At 72.7% G+C, this 16,747-nt stretch carries 15 protein-coding genes; 9 read left to right on the top strand and 6 right to left on the bottom strand.

All coding sequences use genetic code 11. From position 1 onward, the window contains the following. The first annotated feature begins 64 nt into the window (after positions 1–64). The gene (locus ACLBYB_RS21715; protein ID WP_020093812.1) at positions 65–265 is read left to right on the top strand and encodes a hypothetical protein; all 201 of its coding nucleotides are present in this window, start codon (positions 65–67) and stop codon (positions 263–265) included. A gap of 103 nt (positions 266–368) precedes the next feature. On the opposite strand, the gene ACLBYB_RS21710 is transcribed toward ACLBYB_RS21715, so the two are convergent. Continuing rightward, complete coding sequence (locus tag ACLBYB_RS21710) at positions 369–1,877, bottom strand: glucan biosynthesis protein (RefSeq protein ID WP_447700013.1); 1,509 nt, start codon at positions 1,875–1,877, stop codon at positions 369–371. A gap of 271 nt (positions 1,878–2,148) precedes the next feature. On the opposite strand from ACLBYB_RS21710, the gene mdoH reads away from it, so the two are divergent. Together mdoH and ACLBYB_RS21700 are read left to right on the top strand one after the other, a co-directional pair. Beyond that, positions 2,149–4,077 carry a glucans biosynthesis glucosyltransferase MdoH gene (gene mdoH, locus ACLBYB_RS21705; protein WP_447700012.1) on the top strand — a complete coding sequence of 643 codons (1,929 nt, stop codon included), beginning with the start codon at positions 2,149–2,151 and terminating at the stop codon, positions 4,075–4,077. A gap of 260 nt (positions 4,078–4,337) precedes the next feature. After that, positions 4,338–5,003 (top strand): L,D-transpeptidase, encoded by a 666-nt coding sequence (locus tag ACLBYB_RS21700; RefSeq protein ID WP_012320832.1) that lies wholly within the window; start codon positions 4,338–4,340, stop codon positions 5,001–5,003. A 220-nt stretch (positions 5,004–5,223) separates the two neighbouring features. Here ACLBYB_RS21700 and ACLBYB_RS21695 read toward each other — a convergent pair whose 3' ends face one another. Together ACLBYB_RS21695 and ACLBYB_RS21690 are read right to left on the bottom strand one after the other, a co-directional pair. Then, entirely contained in the window at positions 5,224–5,544 is a 321-nt protein-coding gene (locus ACLBYB_RS21695) for a cupin domain-containing protein (protein WP_020093808.1), read from the bottom strand. 173 nt (positions 5,545–5,717) lie between these two features. Then, positions 5,718–6,140 carry a gamma-butyrobetaine hydroxylase-like domain-containing protein gene (locus ACLBYB_RS21690; protein ID WP_447700011.1) on the bottom strand — a complete coding sequence of 141 codons (423 nt, stop codon included), beginning with the start codon at positions 6,138–6,140 and terminating at the stop codon, positions 5,718–5,720. Between the two features lie 81 nt (positions 6,141–6,221). Between ACLBYB_RS21690 and moaA the strand changes: the two genes are divergently transcribed. After that, positions 6,222–7,274, top strand: coding sequence for a GTP 3',8-cyclase MoaA (moaA, locus tag ACLBYB_RS21685; protein WP_447700010.1), 1,053 nt, complete (start codon positions 6,222–6,224; stop codon positions 7,272–7,274). 106 nt (positions 7,275–7,380) lie between these two features. On the opposite strand, the gene radA is transcribed toward moaA, so the two are convergent. Together radA and alr are read right to left on the bottom strand one after the other, a co-directional pair. Then, positions 7,381–8,817 (bottom strand): DNA repair protein RadA, encoded by a 1,437-nt coding sequence (radA, locus tag ACLBYB_RS21680; protein WP_091681792.1) that lies wholly within the window; start codon positions 8,815–8,817, stop codon positions 7,381–7,383. A gap of 45 nt (positions 8,818–8,862) precedes the next feature. Continuing rightward, positions 8,863–9,972: an alanine racemase gene (gene alr / locus ACLBYB_RS21675; protein ID WP_447700009.1), complete on the bottom strand. Its 1,110-nt coding sequence runs from the start codon at positions 9,970–9,972 to the stop codon at positions 8,863–8,865. Positions 9,973–10,248: 276 nt separating this feature from the next. Here alr and ACLBYB_RS21670 point away from each other — a divergent pair, with 276 nt between their 5' ends. The 5 genes from ACLBYB_RS21670 to ACLBYB_RS21650 all read left to right on the top strand — a co-directional run bounded on the left by ACLBYB_RS21670 (position 10,249) and on the right by ACLBYB_RS21650 (position 15,247). Then, complete coding sequence (locus tag ACLBYB_RS21670; protein ID WP_056523728.1) at positions 10,249–10,857, top strand: CvpA family protein; 609 nt, start codon at positions 10,249–10,251, stop codon at positions 10,855–10,857. Between the two features lie 131 nt (positions 10,858–10,988). Continuing rightward, complete coding sequence (purF, locus tag ACLBYB_RS21665) at positions 10,989–12,464, top strand: amidophosphoribosyltransferase (protein WP_026605025.1); 1,476 nt, start codon at positions 10,989–10,991, stop codon at positions 12,462–12,464. A 246-nt stretch (positions 12,465–12,710) separates the two neighbouring features. Beyond that, positions 12,711–13,460, top strand: coding sequence for an SDR family NAD(P)-dependent oxidoreductase (locus ACLBYB_RS21660; RefSeq protein WP_026605024.1), 750 nt, complete (start codon positions 12,711–12,713; stop codon positions 13,458–13,460). A 196-nt stretch (positions 13,461–13,656) separates the two neighbouring features. Further along, a complete protein-coding gene (locus ACLBYB_RS21655) occupies positions 13,657–14,067 on the top strand; it encodes a dihydrofolate reductase (RefSeq protein WP_012320823.1) in 411 nt (136 codons plus the stop codon). 61 nt (positions 14,068–14,128) lie between these two features. Then, positions 14,129–15,247, top strand: coding sequence for a carboxylate-amine ligase (locus ACLBYB_RS21650; RefSeq protein WP_447700008.1), 1,119 nt, complete (start codon positions 14,129–14,131; stop codon positions 15,245–15,247). A 123-nt stretch (positions 15,248–15,370) separates the two neighbouring features. Here ACLBYB_RS21650 and der read toward each other — a convergent pair whose 3' ends face one another. Further along, on the bottom strand, positions 15,371–16,717 hold the full coding sequence (gene der / locus ACLBYB_RS21645; protein WP_447700007.1) for a ribosome biogenesis GTPase Der: 1,347 nt from the start codon (positions 16,715–16,717) through the stop codon (positions 15,371–15,373). Positions 16,718–16,747 lie beyond the last annotated feature (30 nt).

Here is a 16,747-nt window from a genome sequence, read left to right as displayed (position 1 = left end):
TGTCGGTGCAGCCGGCGACCGCCCCGCCAGAGGGTGGAGACGGCGCAGCACGAGGGATCATCACATGCTGGACCATCATCGGGACGCGGCCGTCCAGGCCGAGCGTCGCCTGGAGCGTTCGGTCGCCGCCGCCCTGCGCGTCATCGCGGCCGCCCACGACGAGCGGCAGGCCCCGCCGGTCAGCGCGGCCCGCCGCCGCCTGAGCGAGGTCTACGGCGCCACCCGCCTGGCCCGGCGCCTGGAGCAGGAGCGCCGGACTGCCTGAGACACGCCGTCTTCGCGCGCGCGGCGAAGCGGCCCAGTGTCGCGCCACCTTCGGGGAGGTCGCGCCGCCCCGGGTCGCTTCGCCACGCGCGCGATGACGGAGCCTACACGGCGGCGTCCCAGGTCTCGCTGAGGGGCGTCGTGCCGCGGACCAGCCGGGCGCGCAGGACGACGTCGCCCGGCGGCACCGGCTCCGGCGGGCGCCACTCGACGTAGATCCGCCAGCCTCCGGTCTGCGGCACGAAGTTGGCCACCGGATCGTGCAGCGTGCCGGCGCTGGCCGAGACCTCCGCGGCGACCGCGTCGTCGGGACCCTTCGGCAGGCCCGGACCCTCGAAGTCGATGACGCAGAGCCGCCGCCGCGGGTCGGGCGGGTTCGACGGGCGCAGGCGCTCCGCCGAGCCGAGTCGCGTCGACGTCACCCGGGCGAGGGCGGTCTCCGGGATCGCCGGCACGGGCTCGGCCCCCACCGTGGTCAGCCCGTAGCGGACGTGCAGCGGCGCGCCGGGCTGCGCCGGGGCCGCCGGCACGAAGGCCGCCACGATGTTGTCCATGTACTCCTCGCCCGACGGGATCTCGAAGAGCTGCACGGCGCCGTCCGCGAAGGCGCCCCCGGCGGAATCCGGCGCCACCCACAGGCCCGGCCGCGCCTCGTGGCGCGCCTCCACGTCGAGGTAGGCCGCGAAGCTCCGCTCCCGCTGCAGCAGCCCGAAGCCGGCGAGCGGCCGGGCCGCGAAGGCGGAGATCTGCGGCTGCGCCCGCCCGTTGACCAGGGGCCGCCAGATCCGGTCGATCCGCGCCGGGTCGGCCCCGGCCGCGACGCAGAGCCCGTCGGAATCGTGCACCTGCGGCCGGAAATCGTCGAACGGCTTGGCGTCCCGGGCCCCGGGCCCGTTCTGGCCGTACAGGAACATGCTGGTGAGCGGCGCCAGCCCGAGCTTCGGGAGCACCCGGCGCGGGTGGAGCGCCGCCGTGACGGCGATCCGGGCCGGGTCGCCGGGCGCGATCTCGAACCGGTAGGCGCCGGCCACGCTCGGGCTGTCGAGGAGGGAGAGCACCGTGAGGGTGCGCGCCTCCGGCTCGCAGATCCAGTGGGCCACGAAGTCGGGAAATTCCTCACCCTCCGGCGCGCCGGTGCCGATGGCGAGGCCCCGGGCCGAGAGCCCGTATTCCTGGTTGGCCGCCCGCAGGCGGAAGTAGGAGGCGCCTAGGAAGACGAGGAACTCCTCCTGGAAGCCCTTCGGCCGCCAGGCCGGCGTGTCCGGGAAGGCGTAGTGCAGGCGGAAGCCCGCGAAGCCGAGATCCGCCGGGAAGCCCTGGCCGGCGAGCCGCGTGCCCAGGTCGAACAGCCCCGTGTCGTAGGGGATCGGCCGCGCGGGCCCCCGGAGCGGCTGGAGGTGGAGCGCCACGCGCCGGCGCTGCAGGAAGCCGCGGTGGAACAGCTGGGCGCTGAAATGCGCGCCGAGCCGCAGGCCCGCGTCCGGCCGGAAGGTGATCGCCCGGTAGCCGTCGTAGTCGAGGGCGGCGAGCGCCGGCGGCAGGTCCTCGGGCGGCGGGGCGTAGGGCGCTGCGGCGCGCCGCGCCGCCTCGGCCGAGAGGGTCTCGAAGGTCATCGCGTCGCCCTGCGGCGGAAGCGCCGGCCCGGCCCACGTTCTGGACCCATTCAGATCCGTCGCGCTAGGTAGAACCGTGCCGGCAGCCGCGGCCAGGACTGTTCGAAGAACGCGGCGCCGGGAGGGGGGATTGATCCGTTCGGCTTCCGGCGGCCTGGGCTGCCGGCTCGGCTCCGTATCCTCACCCCGCACATCGGTATCCACGGTCATCGGTTCCCGGCCCCGCACCGCCGGGCGGCCGGCAGCCTTCCACGGTCGAGTTCCTCGCGCCATGTCGTCACGCGTCACCTCCTCCGCCGAGCGGTCGCACCGGAACGCGGCTCCCGCCATACCCGATCCGTCGGAGAACGCAGCCTGCCGCGAGGTCTGGACCGACGCGCCGCGCGGCGCCCTGCGCGCCCGCCGCCTCGCCCTGGCCGTCCCGAGCCTCGCCACCGCCGGCGGCCTCATCTGGCTCGCCGCGCTCGCCTACCCGGCGGGCGTCAGCCCGCTGGCCTGGGCAGTCCTGGTGCTGTTCGGCCTCGTGATGGGCTGGCAGGCCTTCGTCGCCTGCCAGTACGTCTACGGGTTCGTCGCGGCCCTCCTGGGCGACCGGGCGAAGTCCGCGCTGGAGCGCCGCTCCGAGCAGGCGGGCGCCGGCCCGGACGGGGCCGGTCGCACCGCCGCCGTGGTGGCGATCCACGCCGAGGACGCGGTCGCAGTCTTCGCCCGCCTGCGGGTGATGGCCCGGTCGCTCGCCCGCGCCGAGGCGCAAGGCATCGACATCTTCGTCCTCTCCGACACACGGGACGGCGCGATCGCCGCCGTGGAGGAGCACGAGTACGCCCGCATCCAGGCCTGGGCGGTGTCCGACCCGGCGCTGCCGCGGATCCGCTACCGGCGCCGGACGGAGAATGTCGGCCGCAAGGCCGGCAATATCGGCGAGTTCTGCCGCACCTACGGCGGCGAGTACGCCTTCATGATCGTGCTGGACGCCGACAGCCTGATGACCGGCGCGGCCATGGGCCGCCTCGTCGGGCTGATGCAGGCGAGCCCGCGCACCGGCCTGATCCAGACCGTCTCGTACGCGGCCGGCCGGGACACGCTCTTCGCCCGCATCCAGCAATTCGCCGTCCGCCTCTACGCGCCGCTGGCCCTGCGCTGCCTGGAGACCTGGCAGGGCCCGGAGGGCAGCTACTGGGGCCACAACGCGATCCTGCGGGTCGAGGCCTTCGCGGAGAACGCGCAGCTCCCGAAGCTCCCGGGCCGGGAACCGCTCGGCGGCGAGATCCTGTGCCACGACATCGTCGAGGGCGCGCTGATGGTGCGCGCCGGCTGGGAGGTGCGGCTGCTGCCCGAGATGGGCGGCACCTGGGAGGAGATGCCCACCAACCTCGTCGACCTGCTCGGCCGCGAGCGCCGCTGGTGCCAGGGCAACCTCCAGCACCTGCGGGTGCTGCCCTGGGCGGGCCTTCACGGCGCGAGCCGCTGGCACCTCCTCGTCGGCATCCTCTCCTACGGGGTGCTGCCGCTCTGGATCGCCTTCCTGGGCCTCGCCGCGTGGCAGGCCGCCCGGACCGGCGATCTCGGCCTCCTGGCCTACGGCCTGACCGGGCAGGGCGCCGCCGCCCACGCGCTCGCCGCCCTCAGCGTCGCCGTCCTGGCCCTGCCCAAGCTCCTGAGCCTCGGCCACGTCCTCGCTTCGCCGGAGCGCCGGGCGGCCTTCGGCGGCGCGCGGGCGCTGCTCGCGAGCGCCGCCCTGGAGCAGGCGGTGTGGGTGATCCTGTGGCCGGTCCTGACCCTGTTCACCGCCGGCGCCGTGGTCTCGACCTTCTTCGGCCGGGTGGTCCGCTGGGAGACGCAGGACCGGGACGACCGGCAGGTCTCCTGGGCGGAGGCGTTCCGGCTCCAGGCCGACGCCGTGGTGGTCGGCGCGCTGATGGTGCTCGCCCTGGTCCTCGTCGGGAACCCGTGGCTCGCCCTCTGGCTGGCGCCGGTCGCCCTGGCGCTGCTCACGAGCCCGGCCCAGAGCGTCTGGACCAGCCGGGCCGATCTCGGCCGCGCCGCCCGGGCGCGGGGCCTGTTCCTGAACGCCGACGACACCGCTCAGGCGCCGGAACTCGCCGAACTCGCCCAGCTGCGCGGCCTGCCCGCCGCGCCGGCCCCGCTCCGCCCGGCCGCGCGCGAGCCGGCGATCTGGCTCGCCGCCGACGAGGCCTGACGGACCTCGGATACGGCCTGAGACACGGGCCTCGGACGGGCGCGCGAACGCCGGGACACGCGCCCGTCATCCCGGCTCTTACGGCCAAGCTGCCACAGTGTTGCCATCGAGTCACGGGCGGGCGGAACCGCCCCGGCGGGGCGGTTTCAGGCTTGGATTTGAGGCGCGAGCGTTTACCCCTTGGCGAGGATCGGCACGGCATCGTGCCGCGGTCTTCGCCGCGTTCCCGCCATAGTCCGCGCCTGCCCCGAGAGGCTTTGATGCGTCGTTTTCTCCCCGCCCTGATCGGGCTTCTCGGCGCGGCCGCCTGCGCCGCGCCGGCACTGGCCTACGAGATCGATCCGCTGACCCGCCAGCCGCTGAACGACGCGCTCACCGTGCGCGTCCGCCCGCAGGCCGTCGAGACCGTCGCGGTGCCGGTGGCCAACGCCGCCCTGAACCCCGCCGACCCGCTGAACGCCGACGCGGCGGTCCCGCAGATGTCGGCGATCCCGCGCGAGACGGTGGCCTATAACGGCCCCTACGGCGCCGGCACGATCGTCGTCTCCACCGCCGAGCGGCGGCTCTACTACGTGCTCGGCGGCGGCCAGGCCCTGCGCTACGGCGTCGGCGTCGGCCGGCCGGGCTTCACCTGGGGCGGCGTGCAGACCATCACGATGAAGCGCGAGTGGCCGGATTGGCGCCCGCCGGCGACCATGCTGAAGCGCCGGCCCGACCTGCCGCGCTACATGAAGGGCGGCCTCGAGAACCCGCTCGGCGCCCGCGCCATGTATCTCGGCGGCTCGATCTACCGCATCCACGGCTCCAACGAGCCGGAGACGATCGGCACGGCCGTCTCGTCGGGCTGCATCCGCATGACCAACGACGACGTGACGGACCTCTACACCCGCGCCAAGGTCGGCACGAAGGTCATCGTCCAGCGCTGATTCCTTTTCGGAGCTTCGACGAGGGGGCCGGCCGCGAGGTCGGCCCTTTTTGCGTTTCGTAGGGTTTCCGGTTGATGGCTTCGGCACGGCCGTCTTTGCGAGCGGAGCGAAGCAATCCAGCGGCGCCACGCCTGCAGAGGTCGCGCTGCCCTGGGTCACTTCGCTTCGCTCGTGATGACGGGATAGGCACATCAACCCAAGCGTTCAAACGGAAACCGGATCAGGGCAGCGTGACCAGCGCGTCGGGGCGCTTCACCTCGATCTCGACGAACGCGATCGGGTGGTCGGACCCGTTCATCACGTCGTGCCGGATGCCCGCCGGGCGCATGTAGGATTGCCCGGCCGCGAGGGCCGTCTCGCTGACCGCCGCGCCGTCGTGGACGCGCAGGATCCCGTCCACCAGCATCACCACGAAGTAGGGCCAGCCGTGCTCGTGCCAGCCGGTCACGCCGCCGGGTGGGAAATCCCAGCGCGTGATGCGCACGGCGGCGTCGTCCTGCTGGATCGTGGGCGTCGCGGGGATGGTGCAGGCGAAGGCCATGGCGGCTCCGAAGGTGCGGGCTGACGGGTGCGCGGCTCGACGCCGCCGTCATCGCGAGCGGAGCGAAGCGACCCAGGGATGCGCGACGCCGAAAATCGTGGCGCCACTCTGGATTGCTTCGCTCCGCTCGCAAAGACGAGGCTCGGAGCCGGAGTGAGCGGGAGCGGCTGCCCTCAGTGGCAGCCGCACGAGCCCGACCCGCAGCCCCCGCCCTGCTTCACCGGGGCGCTGCGCGCGGTCTCGCGGTCCAGGCCGCGCTCGGCGAGCTCGCCGAGATAGGTGTTCCAGCGCGTCTCGTACTCGCGGCCCAGGGTGTGGAGGTAGCCCCAGCCGTAGATGCCGGTGTCGTGCATGTCGTCGAAGCCGAGCTTCACCGCGTAGTTGCCGACCGGCTCCACCGCCAGGATCGCCACGGCGCGCTTGCCGCCGATCACCTTCCGCTCCAGCGGCGAGTGCCCCTGCACTTCGGCCGAGGGGCTCGACACCCGCAGGTACTCGGCCGGCAGGGCGTAGCGCGCGCCGTCCTCGAAGGCGACGTTGAGCACCCGTCGGTCGGCCGACAGGCGGATCTCGGTCGGCCACAGATCCTCGCTCACGGGTCACACTCCTCACGCAATCTGGGACTGCGGCGCGGGATCGGCTTGCCCGCGACCGCCGGTGGCATCATATGCCGGACGATGCTCGATGACAGCTCCCTGACGCCGCAGACGTCCGCGGTCGGCGCGCCCGCCGGGCCCGCGCCGCTGATCGACCCGTTCCAGCGGGCGATCTCGTACCTGCGCATCTCGGTGACGGATCGCTGCGATCTGCGCTGCGCCTACTGCATGTCCGAGCACATGGAGTTCCTGCCCAAGCGCGACCTGCTGACCCTGGAGGAGCTGGACCGGCTCTGCGGCGTGTTCATCGCCCGGGGCGTGCGCAAGCTCCGGATCACCGGCGGCGAGCCGCTCGTGCGCCGCGACATCATGCACCTGTTCCGCCGGCTCTCGCGCCACCTCGATTCGGGGGCGCTGGAGGAGCTGACGCTCACCACCAACGGCACGCAGCTCACCCGCTACGCCGACGAGCTGGCGAGCCTGGGCGTGCGCCGGATCAATGTCTCGCTCGACACCCTCGACCCGGACAAGTTCCGGGAGATCACCCGCCGCGGCGACCTCAAGGTGGTGCTCGACGGCATCGCGGCGGCCCGCGCCGCCGGGATGAAGGTGAAGATCAACGCGGTGGCGCTCCGCGACGTCAACGCCGACGAGATCCCCGGCATGATCGCCTGGGCGCACGGCCTCGGCATGGACATGACGCTGATCGAGGTGATGCCGCTCGGCGAGATCGAGGCGGACCGGACCGACCAGTTCCTGCCCCTGTCGGTGGCCCGGCAGCGCCTGGAGACCCGCTACACCCTGACGCCGCTGCCCGACCGCACCGGCGGCCCGGCGCGCTACGTGCGGGTCGAGGAGACCGGCGGGAAGCTCGGCTTCATCACGCCGCTGACCCATAATTTCTGCGAGAGCTGCAACCGGGTCCGCCTGACCTGCACGGGCCAGCTCTACATGTGCCTCGGCCAGGAGGATTCGGCCGACCTGCGCGTGGTCCTGCGCGCCTCCCAGGACGACGCGGTGCTGGCCGCGGCGGTGGTCGAGGCGATCACCCGCAAGCCCAAGGGCCACGACTTCGTCATCGAGCGCCAGCGCCCGGCCGCCGTGCCGCGGCACATGAGCGTGACGGGGGGCTGACCGCCTCCGTCCTTGCGAGCGCAGCGAAGCAACCCAGGGCAGCGGGCCCTTCCCGGACGTAGCGCATCCCTGGATTGCTTCGCTGCGCTCGCAGGGACGGACGCGCTCACATCTCCTCGTCGGCGTAGCGGGCCTGCTGCCGCCCGCGCTGGCCGGATCCCCGCCGCGGCGCGCCCGCGCTGATCCCCGCCACCAGGTCGGCGATGTGGCGCAGTGTCTCCACGGAGAGCGCCTTCTCGCCCTCGCCGCGGCCCTGCGGGATCAGCGCCTTGGCGAAGCCGAGCTTCTGCGCCTCCTTCAGCCGGGAGCCGGCCTGCGCCACGGGCCGGATCGCCCCCGACAGGCCGATCTCGCCGAAATAGACCGTCTCGGGCGGCAGCACGGCCCCCGACAGCGACGAGACCAGCGCTGCCGCCACCGCCAGATCCGCTGCCGGCTCGGTGATGCGCAAGCCTCCGGCAACGTTCAAATAAACGTCGTGGCTGCCGAGCCGGATGCCGCCGTGGGCCTCCAGCACGGCGAGCACCATCGACAGCCGGTTCGGGTCCCAGCCGACCACGGCGCGCCGCGGCATGCCGAGCGAGGAGGGCGCCACCAGCGCCTGGATCTCCACCAGCAGCGGCCGCGTGCCTTCCATGCCGGCGAAGACCGCGGTGCCCGCCGCCTGATGGTCGCGGCCCGCCAGGAACAGGGCGGAGGGGTTCGGCACCTCGCTCAGGCCCGCGTCGGTCATCTCGAACACGCCGATCTCGTCGGTGGGCCCGAACCGGTTCTTCACGGCGCGCAGGATGCGGAAATGGTGGCCCTGGTCGCCCTCGAAGGAGGCGACCGCGTCGACCATGTGCTCCACGACCCGGGGGCCCGCGATCTGCCCGTCCTTGGTGACGTGGCCGACCAGGATCACCGCCGTGCCGGTGGTCTTGGCGAAGCGGATCAGCGCCTGCGCGGAGGAGCGCACCTGCGTGACCGTGCCGGGGGCCGATTCCACCGTCTCGGTCCACATGGTCTGGATCGAGTCGATGATCGCGAGCGCGGGCGGGCGCCCCTGGCTCAGGGTCTCGACGATGTCCTCGACGTTGGTCTCGGCGGCGAGCTGGACCGGGCGCGCGCTCAGGCCCAGCCGCTCGGCCCGCAGGCGCACCTGCCCGACCGCCTCCTCGCCCGAGATGTAGGCGACCCGCTCGCCCGTGCCCGCCATGGCGGCCGAGGCCTGCATCAGCAGGGTCGACTTGCCGATGCCGGGATCGCCGCCGAGCAGGATCACCGAGCCGCGCACGAAGCCGCCCCCGGTCACCCGGTCGAGCTCGCCGATCCCCGAGGGAATGCGCGGCGCCTCCTTGGCCTCGCCGGTCAGGCCCTCGAGGGGGAAGACCCGGCCGCGGTTGCGCGACGGCCGGGTCGCGGCAGGACCCGACTGACCTGGCGCCGAGGGCGCCTCCTCGACGATCGTGTTCCAGCCGTTGCAGGCCTCGCAGCGGCCGCGCCAGCGATTGTAGACCGCCCCGCAGGACTGGCAGACGAAGGTCTGGTGGATCTTGGCCATACGGGTCCGGGCGCCGGCGATCCGGCGTGTCAGGGTGGAGTCGCGTCAGCCTACATAAGTTCGAACATACCGAGAACCCAGCCCGGTCAGGATCTCGTACCCGATCGTGCCGGCGGCGCGGCCGACCGCGTCGATGTCGAGGCTGTCGCCGATCAGCACCGCTTCCGCGCCGCGCCGGGCCGCGGGCGCCGCCGTGACGTCGAGGATGATCAGGTCCATGGAGACGAGGCCCAGGATCGGGCACGGGACGCCGCCGACCAGCGCGTGGCCGCGGCCACTGATCGCCCGGGGGAAGCCGTCGGCGTAGCCGAGCGAGAGCGTCGCCAGCCGGCTCGGCGCGGCGGCGGTCCAGCTGCCGTTATAGCCCGCGGTGGCACCGGCCGCGACGCCGCGCACCTGCGCGATCGCCGCCTCCAGCCGCACCACCGGGCGCATCGGGTTCGCGGCGCCCGGCGTCGGGTTGCCGCCGAACAGGGCGTAGCCCGGCCGTAGCAGGTCGTGCCGGGCCCCGTCGAGGAAGACCCCGGACGAGTTCGCCAGCGAGGCCCGGAGCCCGGGATAGGCCGCCCGGACCCGCGCGAAATCGGCGATCTGCCGGGCGTTGACTGGGTCCTCCGGCTTCTCGGCGCTGACGAAGTGGCTGAGGAGCAGGTCGATCCCGGCGGCCGCGATCCGCGCGTCCCCGGCGAGGTCCAGCGCCTCGGGCACCGACAGGCCGAGCCGGTTCATGCCGGTATCGACGTGGAGCGCCGCGGGCGGCCGGTTCCCCGGGAACGCTGCCCAGTCCGACAGCTCCTCGACGCTGCCGAGCACCGGGCGCAGACCGTGGGCCACGAAGGCCGCCGCGGCGCCCGGGGGCAGGCCGTTCAGGACGTAGATCGCGGCGTCCGGCAGGGCGGCCCGGGCGGCGACGCCCTCGGACAGGTGCGCGACGAAGAAGGTCCGGCATCCGGCGGCCCACAGGGCCGGCCCGACGCGGCCGACGCCGCAGCCGTAGGCGTCGGCCTTCACCACGGCGGCGCAGTCGGCGCCCGCGCCGCGGGCCGCCAGGATCCGCCAGTTGGCCGCGATCGCCCCGAGGTCGATCGTCAGCCGGGCGCCGTGGGCGCCGATCTCCGTCACAGGTCCGGCCTCGGACACGCGGAACGCCTCCATCCATTCGCCACCGGGAGTCCGGACGCGCGGACCGGACCCTGGGCGCGACCCATAGCACCGGGACGGTGCCCGGGTGGAGCCGGGCATTCCGCGCGGCGGCGCGCGCCACGGCGATCGGCGCGTCCGATGCACGGTCTGATGCATGGACGGCACAGGAGCGCGATCAGGCGGGCGCGCCAGGGTGACGGCCGAGGTCGGGCTTGGTATAAATCCGCCGCGGTCCGGGGGAGCCGCACGGCCGACGCGCTATCCCCGCGGGTACCAAAAAGCTCAACGATGCCGTTTACCGTCCTGGATCTCGCCGTGCTCGGCATCGTCGCGGTCTCCGCGCTGCTCGCGGCCGTGCGTGGTGTGACCCGCGAGGTCCTGGCGATCGTCGCCTGGGTGGCGGCCGCCGCGGTCGCGTGGACGCTCCACCCCATGTTGCTGCCCACCGTGAAGCAGCACGTGAACAGCGACACCGTGGCGCTCGTCGCCTCGATCGCGGCGATCTTCCTCGGCACCCTGATCGTCGTGTCGATCATCACGGTGAAGATCTCCGACGTCGTGCTCGACTCACGGATCGGCGCGGTCGACCGCTCCCTCGGCTTCCTGTTCGGCGCGGCCCGCGGCTTCCTGATCTGCGTGATCGGCTGGGTGTTCCTGTCGTGGCTGGTGCAGGGCAAGGTGCCGGACTGGGCCGCCCAGGCCCGCACGCGCCCGATGCTGGAGAAGTCCGGCGACGCCCTGGTGGCGCAGCTGCCCGAGAATCCGGAAGGCTTCCTCAAGCAGTTCAAGAAGCCGAAGACCGGCGCGCCGCCGAGCGATTCCGCCGACGCCCCGGCCGAGACCGACGCGGCGCCGCAGCGCCGGACCGAGACCGCGCCGACCCCGACGCGACGCTGATCTGCGGTATTCGCCGTAGGTCTCGTCGCGCGGAACGCCTAGATAGCGGTTCCGGTGGTGTACGGATTGCTTCCGCGACGACCGGCGCGCCGGCCCGTCGCCGCCGGGATCTGTGAGTGATCGACAGCCCCATGTCACACGCCGCCGCCACCACCGACACCTTCGATCTCGATCTCGACGGCGACACGCTCCGCGAGGAGTGCGGCGTCTTCGGCATCTTCGGCCATCCGGACGCCTCGGCGATCGTCGCGCTGGGCCTGCACGCCCTGCAGCACCGGGGTCAGGAGGCGGCCGGCATCGTCTCCTTCGACGGCTCGGTGTTCCACTCCGAGCGCCGCCCCGGCCTCGTCGGCGATTCCTTCTCGGACGGGGACACGATCGCCCGCCTCAAGGGCCGCGCCGCCATCGGGCACGTGCGCTACTCGACCACCGGCGGCACGATCCTGCGCAACGTCCAGCCGCTCTTCGCCGAGCTCGCCAGCGGCGGCCTCGCGGTCGCCCACAACGGTAACCTCACCAACGCCCTGTCGATCCGCCGCGACCTCGTGCGCGACGGCGCGATCACGCAGTCGACCTCCGACACCGAGGTGATCCTGCACCTCGCGGCCCGCTCGCGGAAGCCGCGGATCATCGAGCGCTTCATCGACGCCCTGCAGGCGATCCAGGGCGCCTACGCGATCGTGGCGCTCACCAACAAGAAGCTGATCGGCGCGCGCGATCCGCTGGGCATCCGCCCGCTGGTGCTGGGCGAGCTCGACGGCCGCTACATGCTGGCCTCCGAGACCTGCGCGCTCGACATCATCGGCGCCCGCTTCGTGCGCGACATCGAGAACGGCGAGATCGTGGTTATCTCCGAGGAGGGGATCGAGTCGATCCGCTTCGCCGACGCCGTGCCGATGCGGCCCTGCATCTTCGAGTACATCTACTTCGCCCGGCCGGACTCGGTGGTGAACGGCAAGAGCGTCTACGCGGTGCGCAAGGCGATCGGCCGGGAGCTGGCCCGCGAGGCCGCGGCGCCCGCCGACATCGTCGTGCCGGTGCCGGATTCCGGCGTCCCGGCGGCGCTCGGCTTCTCGCAGGAGACCGGGATCCCGTTCGAGATGGGGATCATCCGCAACCACTACGTCGGCCGGACCTTCATCCAGCCGACCCAGTCGGTGCGCGAGCTCGGCGTGCGGATGAAGCACTCGGCCAACCGCGCGGCGATCGAGGGCAAGAGCATCGTCCTCGTGGACGACAGCCTCGTGCGCGGCACGACTTCGGTGAAGATCGTCCGGATGATGCGCGAGGCCGGCGCCGCGGAGGTGCATTTCCGGATCGCCTCGCCGCCGATCACCTATCCGGACTTCTACGGAATCGACACGCCCGAGCGGGAGAAGCTGCTCGCCGCGACCCACGATCTCGAGGCGATGCGCAAGTATATCGGCGCCGATTCGCTGGCCTTCCTGTCGATCCCCGGCCTCTACCGGGCGATGGGCGAGGAGGCGCGCAACGCGGCCTGCCCGCAATACACCGACCACTGCTTCACGGGCGACTACCCGACCGGCCTGACCGACCTGTCCATCGCCGGCCCGAAGCGCTTCGCCATGCTGGCCGAGGCCGACTGAGCCTCTCCGGAAGGGCGCGACCGGCAAAGCAGAGACACGGCTTCGGCACAGCCGTCTTTGCGAGCGGAGCGAAGCAATCCAGGATAGCGCAACATCGGTGAGCATGGCGCCGTCTGGATTGCTTCGCTGCGCTCGCAAAGACGCGGGTCGGGGCCATCGACCGAAAGTGGTCGAAAGAGCCCGGTTACTGGCCATTTGAAACCGGACTCCTCGACCCTTGGCGCGGGAATGCGCTACGTGCTCCCCATGGCTGACTCCCAAAGACCCCTGGAAGGCCGCGTCGCGGTCGTCACCGGCGCGTCCCGCGGCATCGGGCGCGCCGCCGCCCTGGCGCTGGCCGGGGCCGGCGCGCACGTCATCGCGGTGGCCCGGACCGTGGGCGCCCTCGAGGAGCTCGACGACGCCGTCCGGGCGGCCGGCTCCAGCGCCACCCTGGTGCCGTTCGACCTCGCCGACTACGACGCGATCGACCGCCTGGGCGCGGCGATCAACGAGCGCTGGAAGCGCCTCGACATCCTCGTCGCCAATGCCGGCATCCTCGGCGCGCTCATGCCGATCGGCCACATCACCCCGAAGATCTGGGGGCAGGTGATGGACGTGAACGTCACCGCCAACTGGCGCCTGATCCGCTCCCTCGACCCGCTGCTGCGCATGTCGGACGCCGGCCGGGCGATCTTCGTCTCGTCGGGGGCCGCCTCGAAGTGCCGGCCCTACTGGGGGCCCTACTCGGTGTCGAAGGCGGCGCTGGAGGCCCTGGTGCGGACCTACGCGGCCGAGAACGAGAGCGCGGCGATCCGGGCCATGCTGCTCAATCCCGGCCCCCTGCGGACCGGCATGCGCCGCTCGGCCATGCCCGGCGAGGACCCCGAGACCCTCCGGACGCCCGAGGAGCTCGCGCCCCATTTCGTGCGGCTCGCGTCCCCGGACTGGACCGAGACCGGCAAGCTCTACGATTTCCCCACCGACCGGGTGCTGAGTTTCCGCGCACCCGAGTGAGCTCCTGCGCTGTTATTCGAACGCACATCCCACCGCCTGCCTCACCCTGAGGTGCCGGAGCGAAGCGGAGGCCTCGAGAGAACGGCCCGGAGATCGCGCGATCCCTGGAGCCCTCCTTCGCGGTCCGCTCGCGCGGGCACCTCGGGATGAGGGGTTGTATGGGACGGGCCTGATCTTCCTCTCTGAGTTCATCACGATGATCGACGTCCGCTGCATCTGCGCGATCGGCCTGCGGGGCCAGCTCGGCCTCAACGGCCACCTGCCCTGGGAGGGCAACACCGACCCGCTCTTCGTGGAGGACGTCACGCGCTTCTTCGCGCTGACCATGGGCCACGTGCTGATCGCCGGGCCGAAGACCGTGGCCTCGGTGCCCGAATTCGCCTTCAAGGACCGCACGATCGACGTGATCCGCAGCCACGAGGATCCGGAGGCGGTGCTCAAGCGCTATCCCGGGCGGCGAATCTTCGTCGGCGGCGGGATCGCGGTGTGGAACGTCTACGCGCGGTACATCCAGAACTGGGACATCACGCGCCTGCCCTACGACGGCGAGGCCGACCGCTGGTTCGACCCCGCCTGGCTGGTCGGCGGGCCGCTGCGGACGCCCTGAGCGGCACCTTCGTCCCCGCCGGCGCGTTGGCGCGCACGCGTCGCGTTTTCCGGAGACCACGATGAGCGCCCCGAGCTACCGCTTCGGCATCGAGGAGGAGTACTTCCTGGCCGATGCCGAGACCCGGGGGACGCCGCGGGGCGACCTCGCCGCCTTCCACGCGCGGGTCAAGGCGGAGCTGCCCGAGACGGGCCGCGAGCTGGTCGCCGCGCAGGTCGAGGTCTGCACGCCGCCGCTCACCGACGCGGCGGCCGCCCGCGACAACCTCGGCGGCCAGCGGGCGCAACTCGCCGGGATCGCGGCCGAGAACGGCCTCCGGCTGCTGGCCTGCGGCACGCACCCCCTCGCGCGCTGGTCGCGCCAGACCGCCACCGACGGCGCGCGCTACAAGGGTATCCTGTCGGATGTCGGCATCGCGGCCCGGCGGGCCCTGATCTGCGGCATGCACGTCCACGTCGAGGTTCCGGACCCCGACGCCCGGGTCGACCTGATGAACCGGCTGCTGCCGTTCCAGCCGCTGCTGCTCGCGCTGTCGGCCTCCTCGCCGTTCTGGCAGGGCGAGGCGACGGGCCTGCGGGCCTACCGGCTCAGCGTCTTCGGGGAATTGCCGCGCACCGGCCTGCCGGAACTGTTCGCCGACGCCGCCGCCCACGCGCGGTTCGTCGCCATCATGACCCGGTCGGGCGCCATCGCGGACGCGAGCTTCCTGTGGTGGTCGCTGCGGCCCTCCATCAAGTTCCCGACCCTGGAGCTGCGCATCGCCGACGCCTGCACGCGCCTCGACGATTCGCTCTGCGTCGCCGCGCTGTTCCGCTGCCTCGTGCGCCTGTGCGCGCGCCGGCCGGACCTCCATGCCGGGCTCGACGGCGTCTCGCGGGCGCTGGCCTCGGAGAACCTCTGGCGCGCCCAGCACAGCGGCGTCGCCGCGTCCCTGATCGACGAGGCGCGCGGCGAGGCCGTGCCGTTCGCCGAGGCGCTGGAAGGGGTGCTCACGCTGGTGGCCGAGGACGCGGACGCCCTCGGCTGCGCGGCGGACGTGGCCCGCGCGCGGGCGATCGTGGCCGAGGGGACCAGCGCGGACGGGCAGATCGCGGCCTACGAGGCCGCGCTCGCCGCGGATCAGGACGAGCGCGCCGCGCTGGCGGCCGCGGTGGACTGGATCGCCGACGCGGCGCGCTGAGCACTGCCGCATCCGCGCCGTCATCACGAGCGGAGCGACGTGACCCGGGGTGCCGCGACCTCGACCAGCGCAGCGCGAGACTGGGTTGCTTCGCTCCGCTCGCAAGGACGACCGGAGCTCGGATCAGCCCTTGTCGAACGGGTTCTGCGAGGTGCGCAAGGACAGGCGGATCGGCGTGCCCGGCAGGTCGAACGCCTCGCGCAGGCCGTTCACGAGGTAGCGCGTGTAGGATTTCGGCAGGGCGTTGAGCTGGTTGCCGAACAGCGCGAAGTGCGGTGGCCGGCTCTTCACCTGAGTGGCGTAGCGGATCTTGATCCGCCGGCCCGACACCGCCGGCGGCGGGTTGCGGGAGGTGGCCTCGTTCAGCCAGTCGTTGATGCGCGAGGTCGAGACGCGCCGGTCCCAGACCTCGGCGGCCTGCACCACCGCCTGCATCAGCTTGTCGACGCCGTCGCCCGCGAGACCCGAGAGCGGCACGACCCCGACGCCGCGCACCTGCGGCAGCAGCCGGGTGCAATCCTCGCGGAGCTGCTTGAGCAGGCCCGGCTGGTCGGCGACCAGGTCCCACTTGTTGAGGCCGATCACCAGGGCGCGGCCCTCGCTCTCGACGAGGTCGACGATGGTGAGGTCCTGCTTCTCGAACGGGATCGTCGCGTCGAGGAGCACCACCACCACCTCGGCGAAGCGCACCGCGCGCAGACCGTCCGAGACCGCGAGCTTCTCCAGCTTGTCGTCGATCCGGGCGCGGCGGCGCATCCCGGCGGTGTCGTGCAGCTTGATCCGCCGCCCGCGCCACTCCCAGTCCAGCGAGATCGAGTCGCGGGTGATGCCGGCCTCGGGACCGACGAGCAGCCTTTCCTCGCCGAGCATGCGGTTGATCAGGGTCGACTTGCCGGCATTCGGGCGGCCGACGATCGCGACCTTCAGGGCGCGCCCACCGGGGGCGTCGTCGGCCTCCTCGTCCTCGTCGCGCTGGGGCAGGGCGCCCTTGAGCGCCTCGTGCAGCTCGCCCAGGCCCTCGCCGTGCTCGGCGGAGAACGGGATCGGGTCGCCGAGCCCGAGGGTGAAGGCCTCGTAGGCGCCGGCGAGCCCGGCGCCGCCCTCGGCCTTGTTGGCGATCAGGATCACCGGGCAGCCGGCGCGGCGCACCAGTTCGGCGAAGGGCTGGTCGGCCGGCAGCACGCCGGCGCGGGCGTCGATCACGAACAGCACGACGTCGGCGGCGAGGATCGCCGCCTCGGTCTGCATGCGCATCCGGCCGGTGAGGGTGGCGGCGTCGGCCTCTTCCAGGCCGGCGGTGTCGATCACCCGGAACTGGAGGCCGCCGAACGCGACGTCGCCCTCGCGCCGGTCGCGGGTCACGCCCGGGCGGTCGTCGACCAGCGCGAGCTTCTTGCCCACGAGGCGGTTGAACAGGGTCGACTTGCCGACGTTCGGCCTCCCGACGATCGCGACGGTCGGCATATCCATGGTGGTTCTCGAGACAGTCCGGACGATGAA

The sequence above is a fragment of the Methylobacterium sp. D54C genome (assembly GCF_053345595.1).
This window is presented reverse-complemented; position numbering and strand designations above follow the sequence as displayed.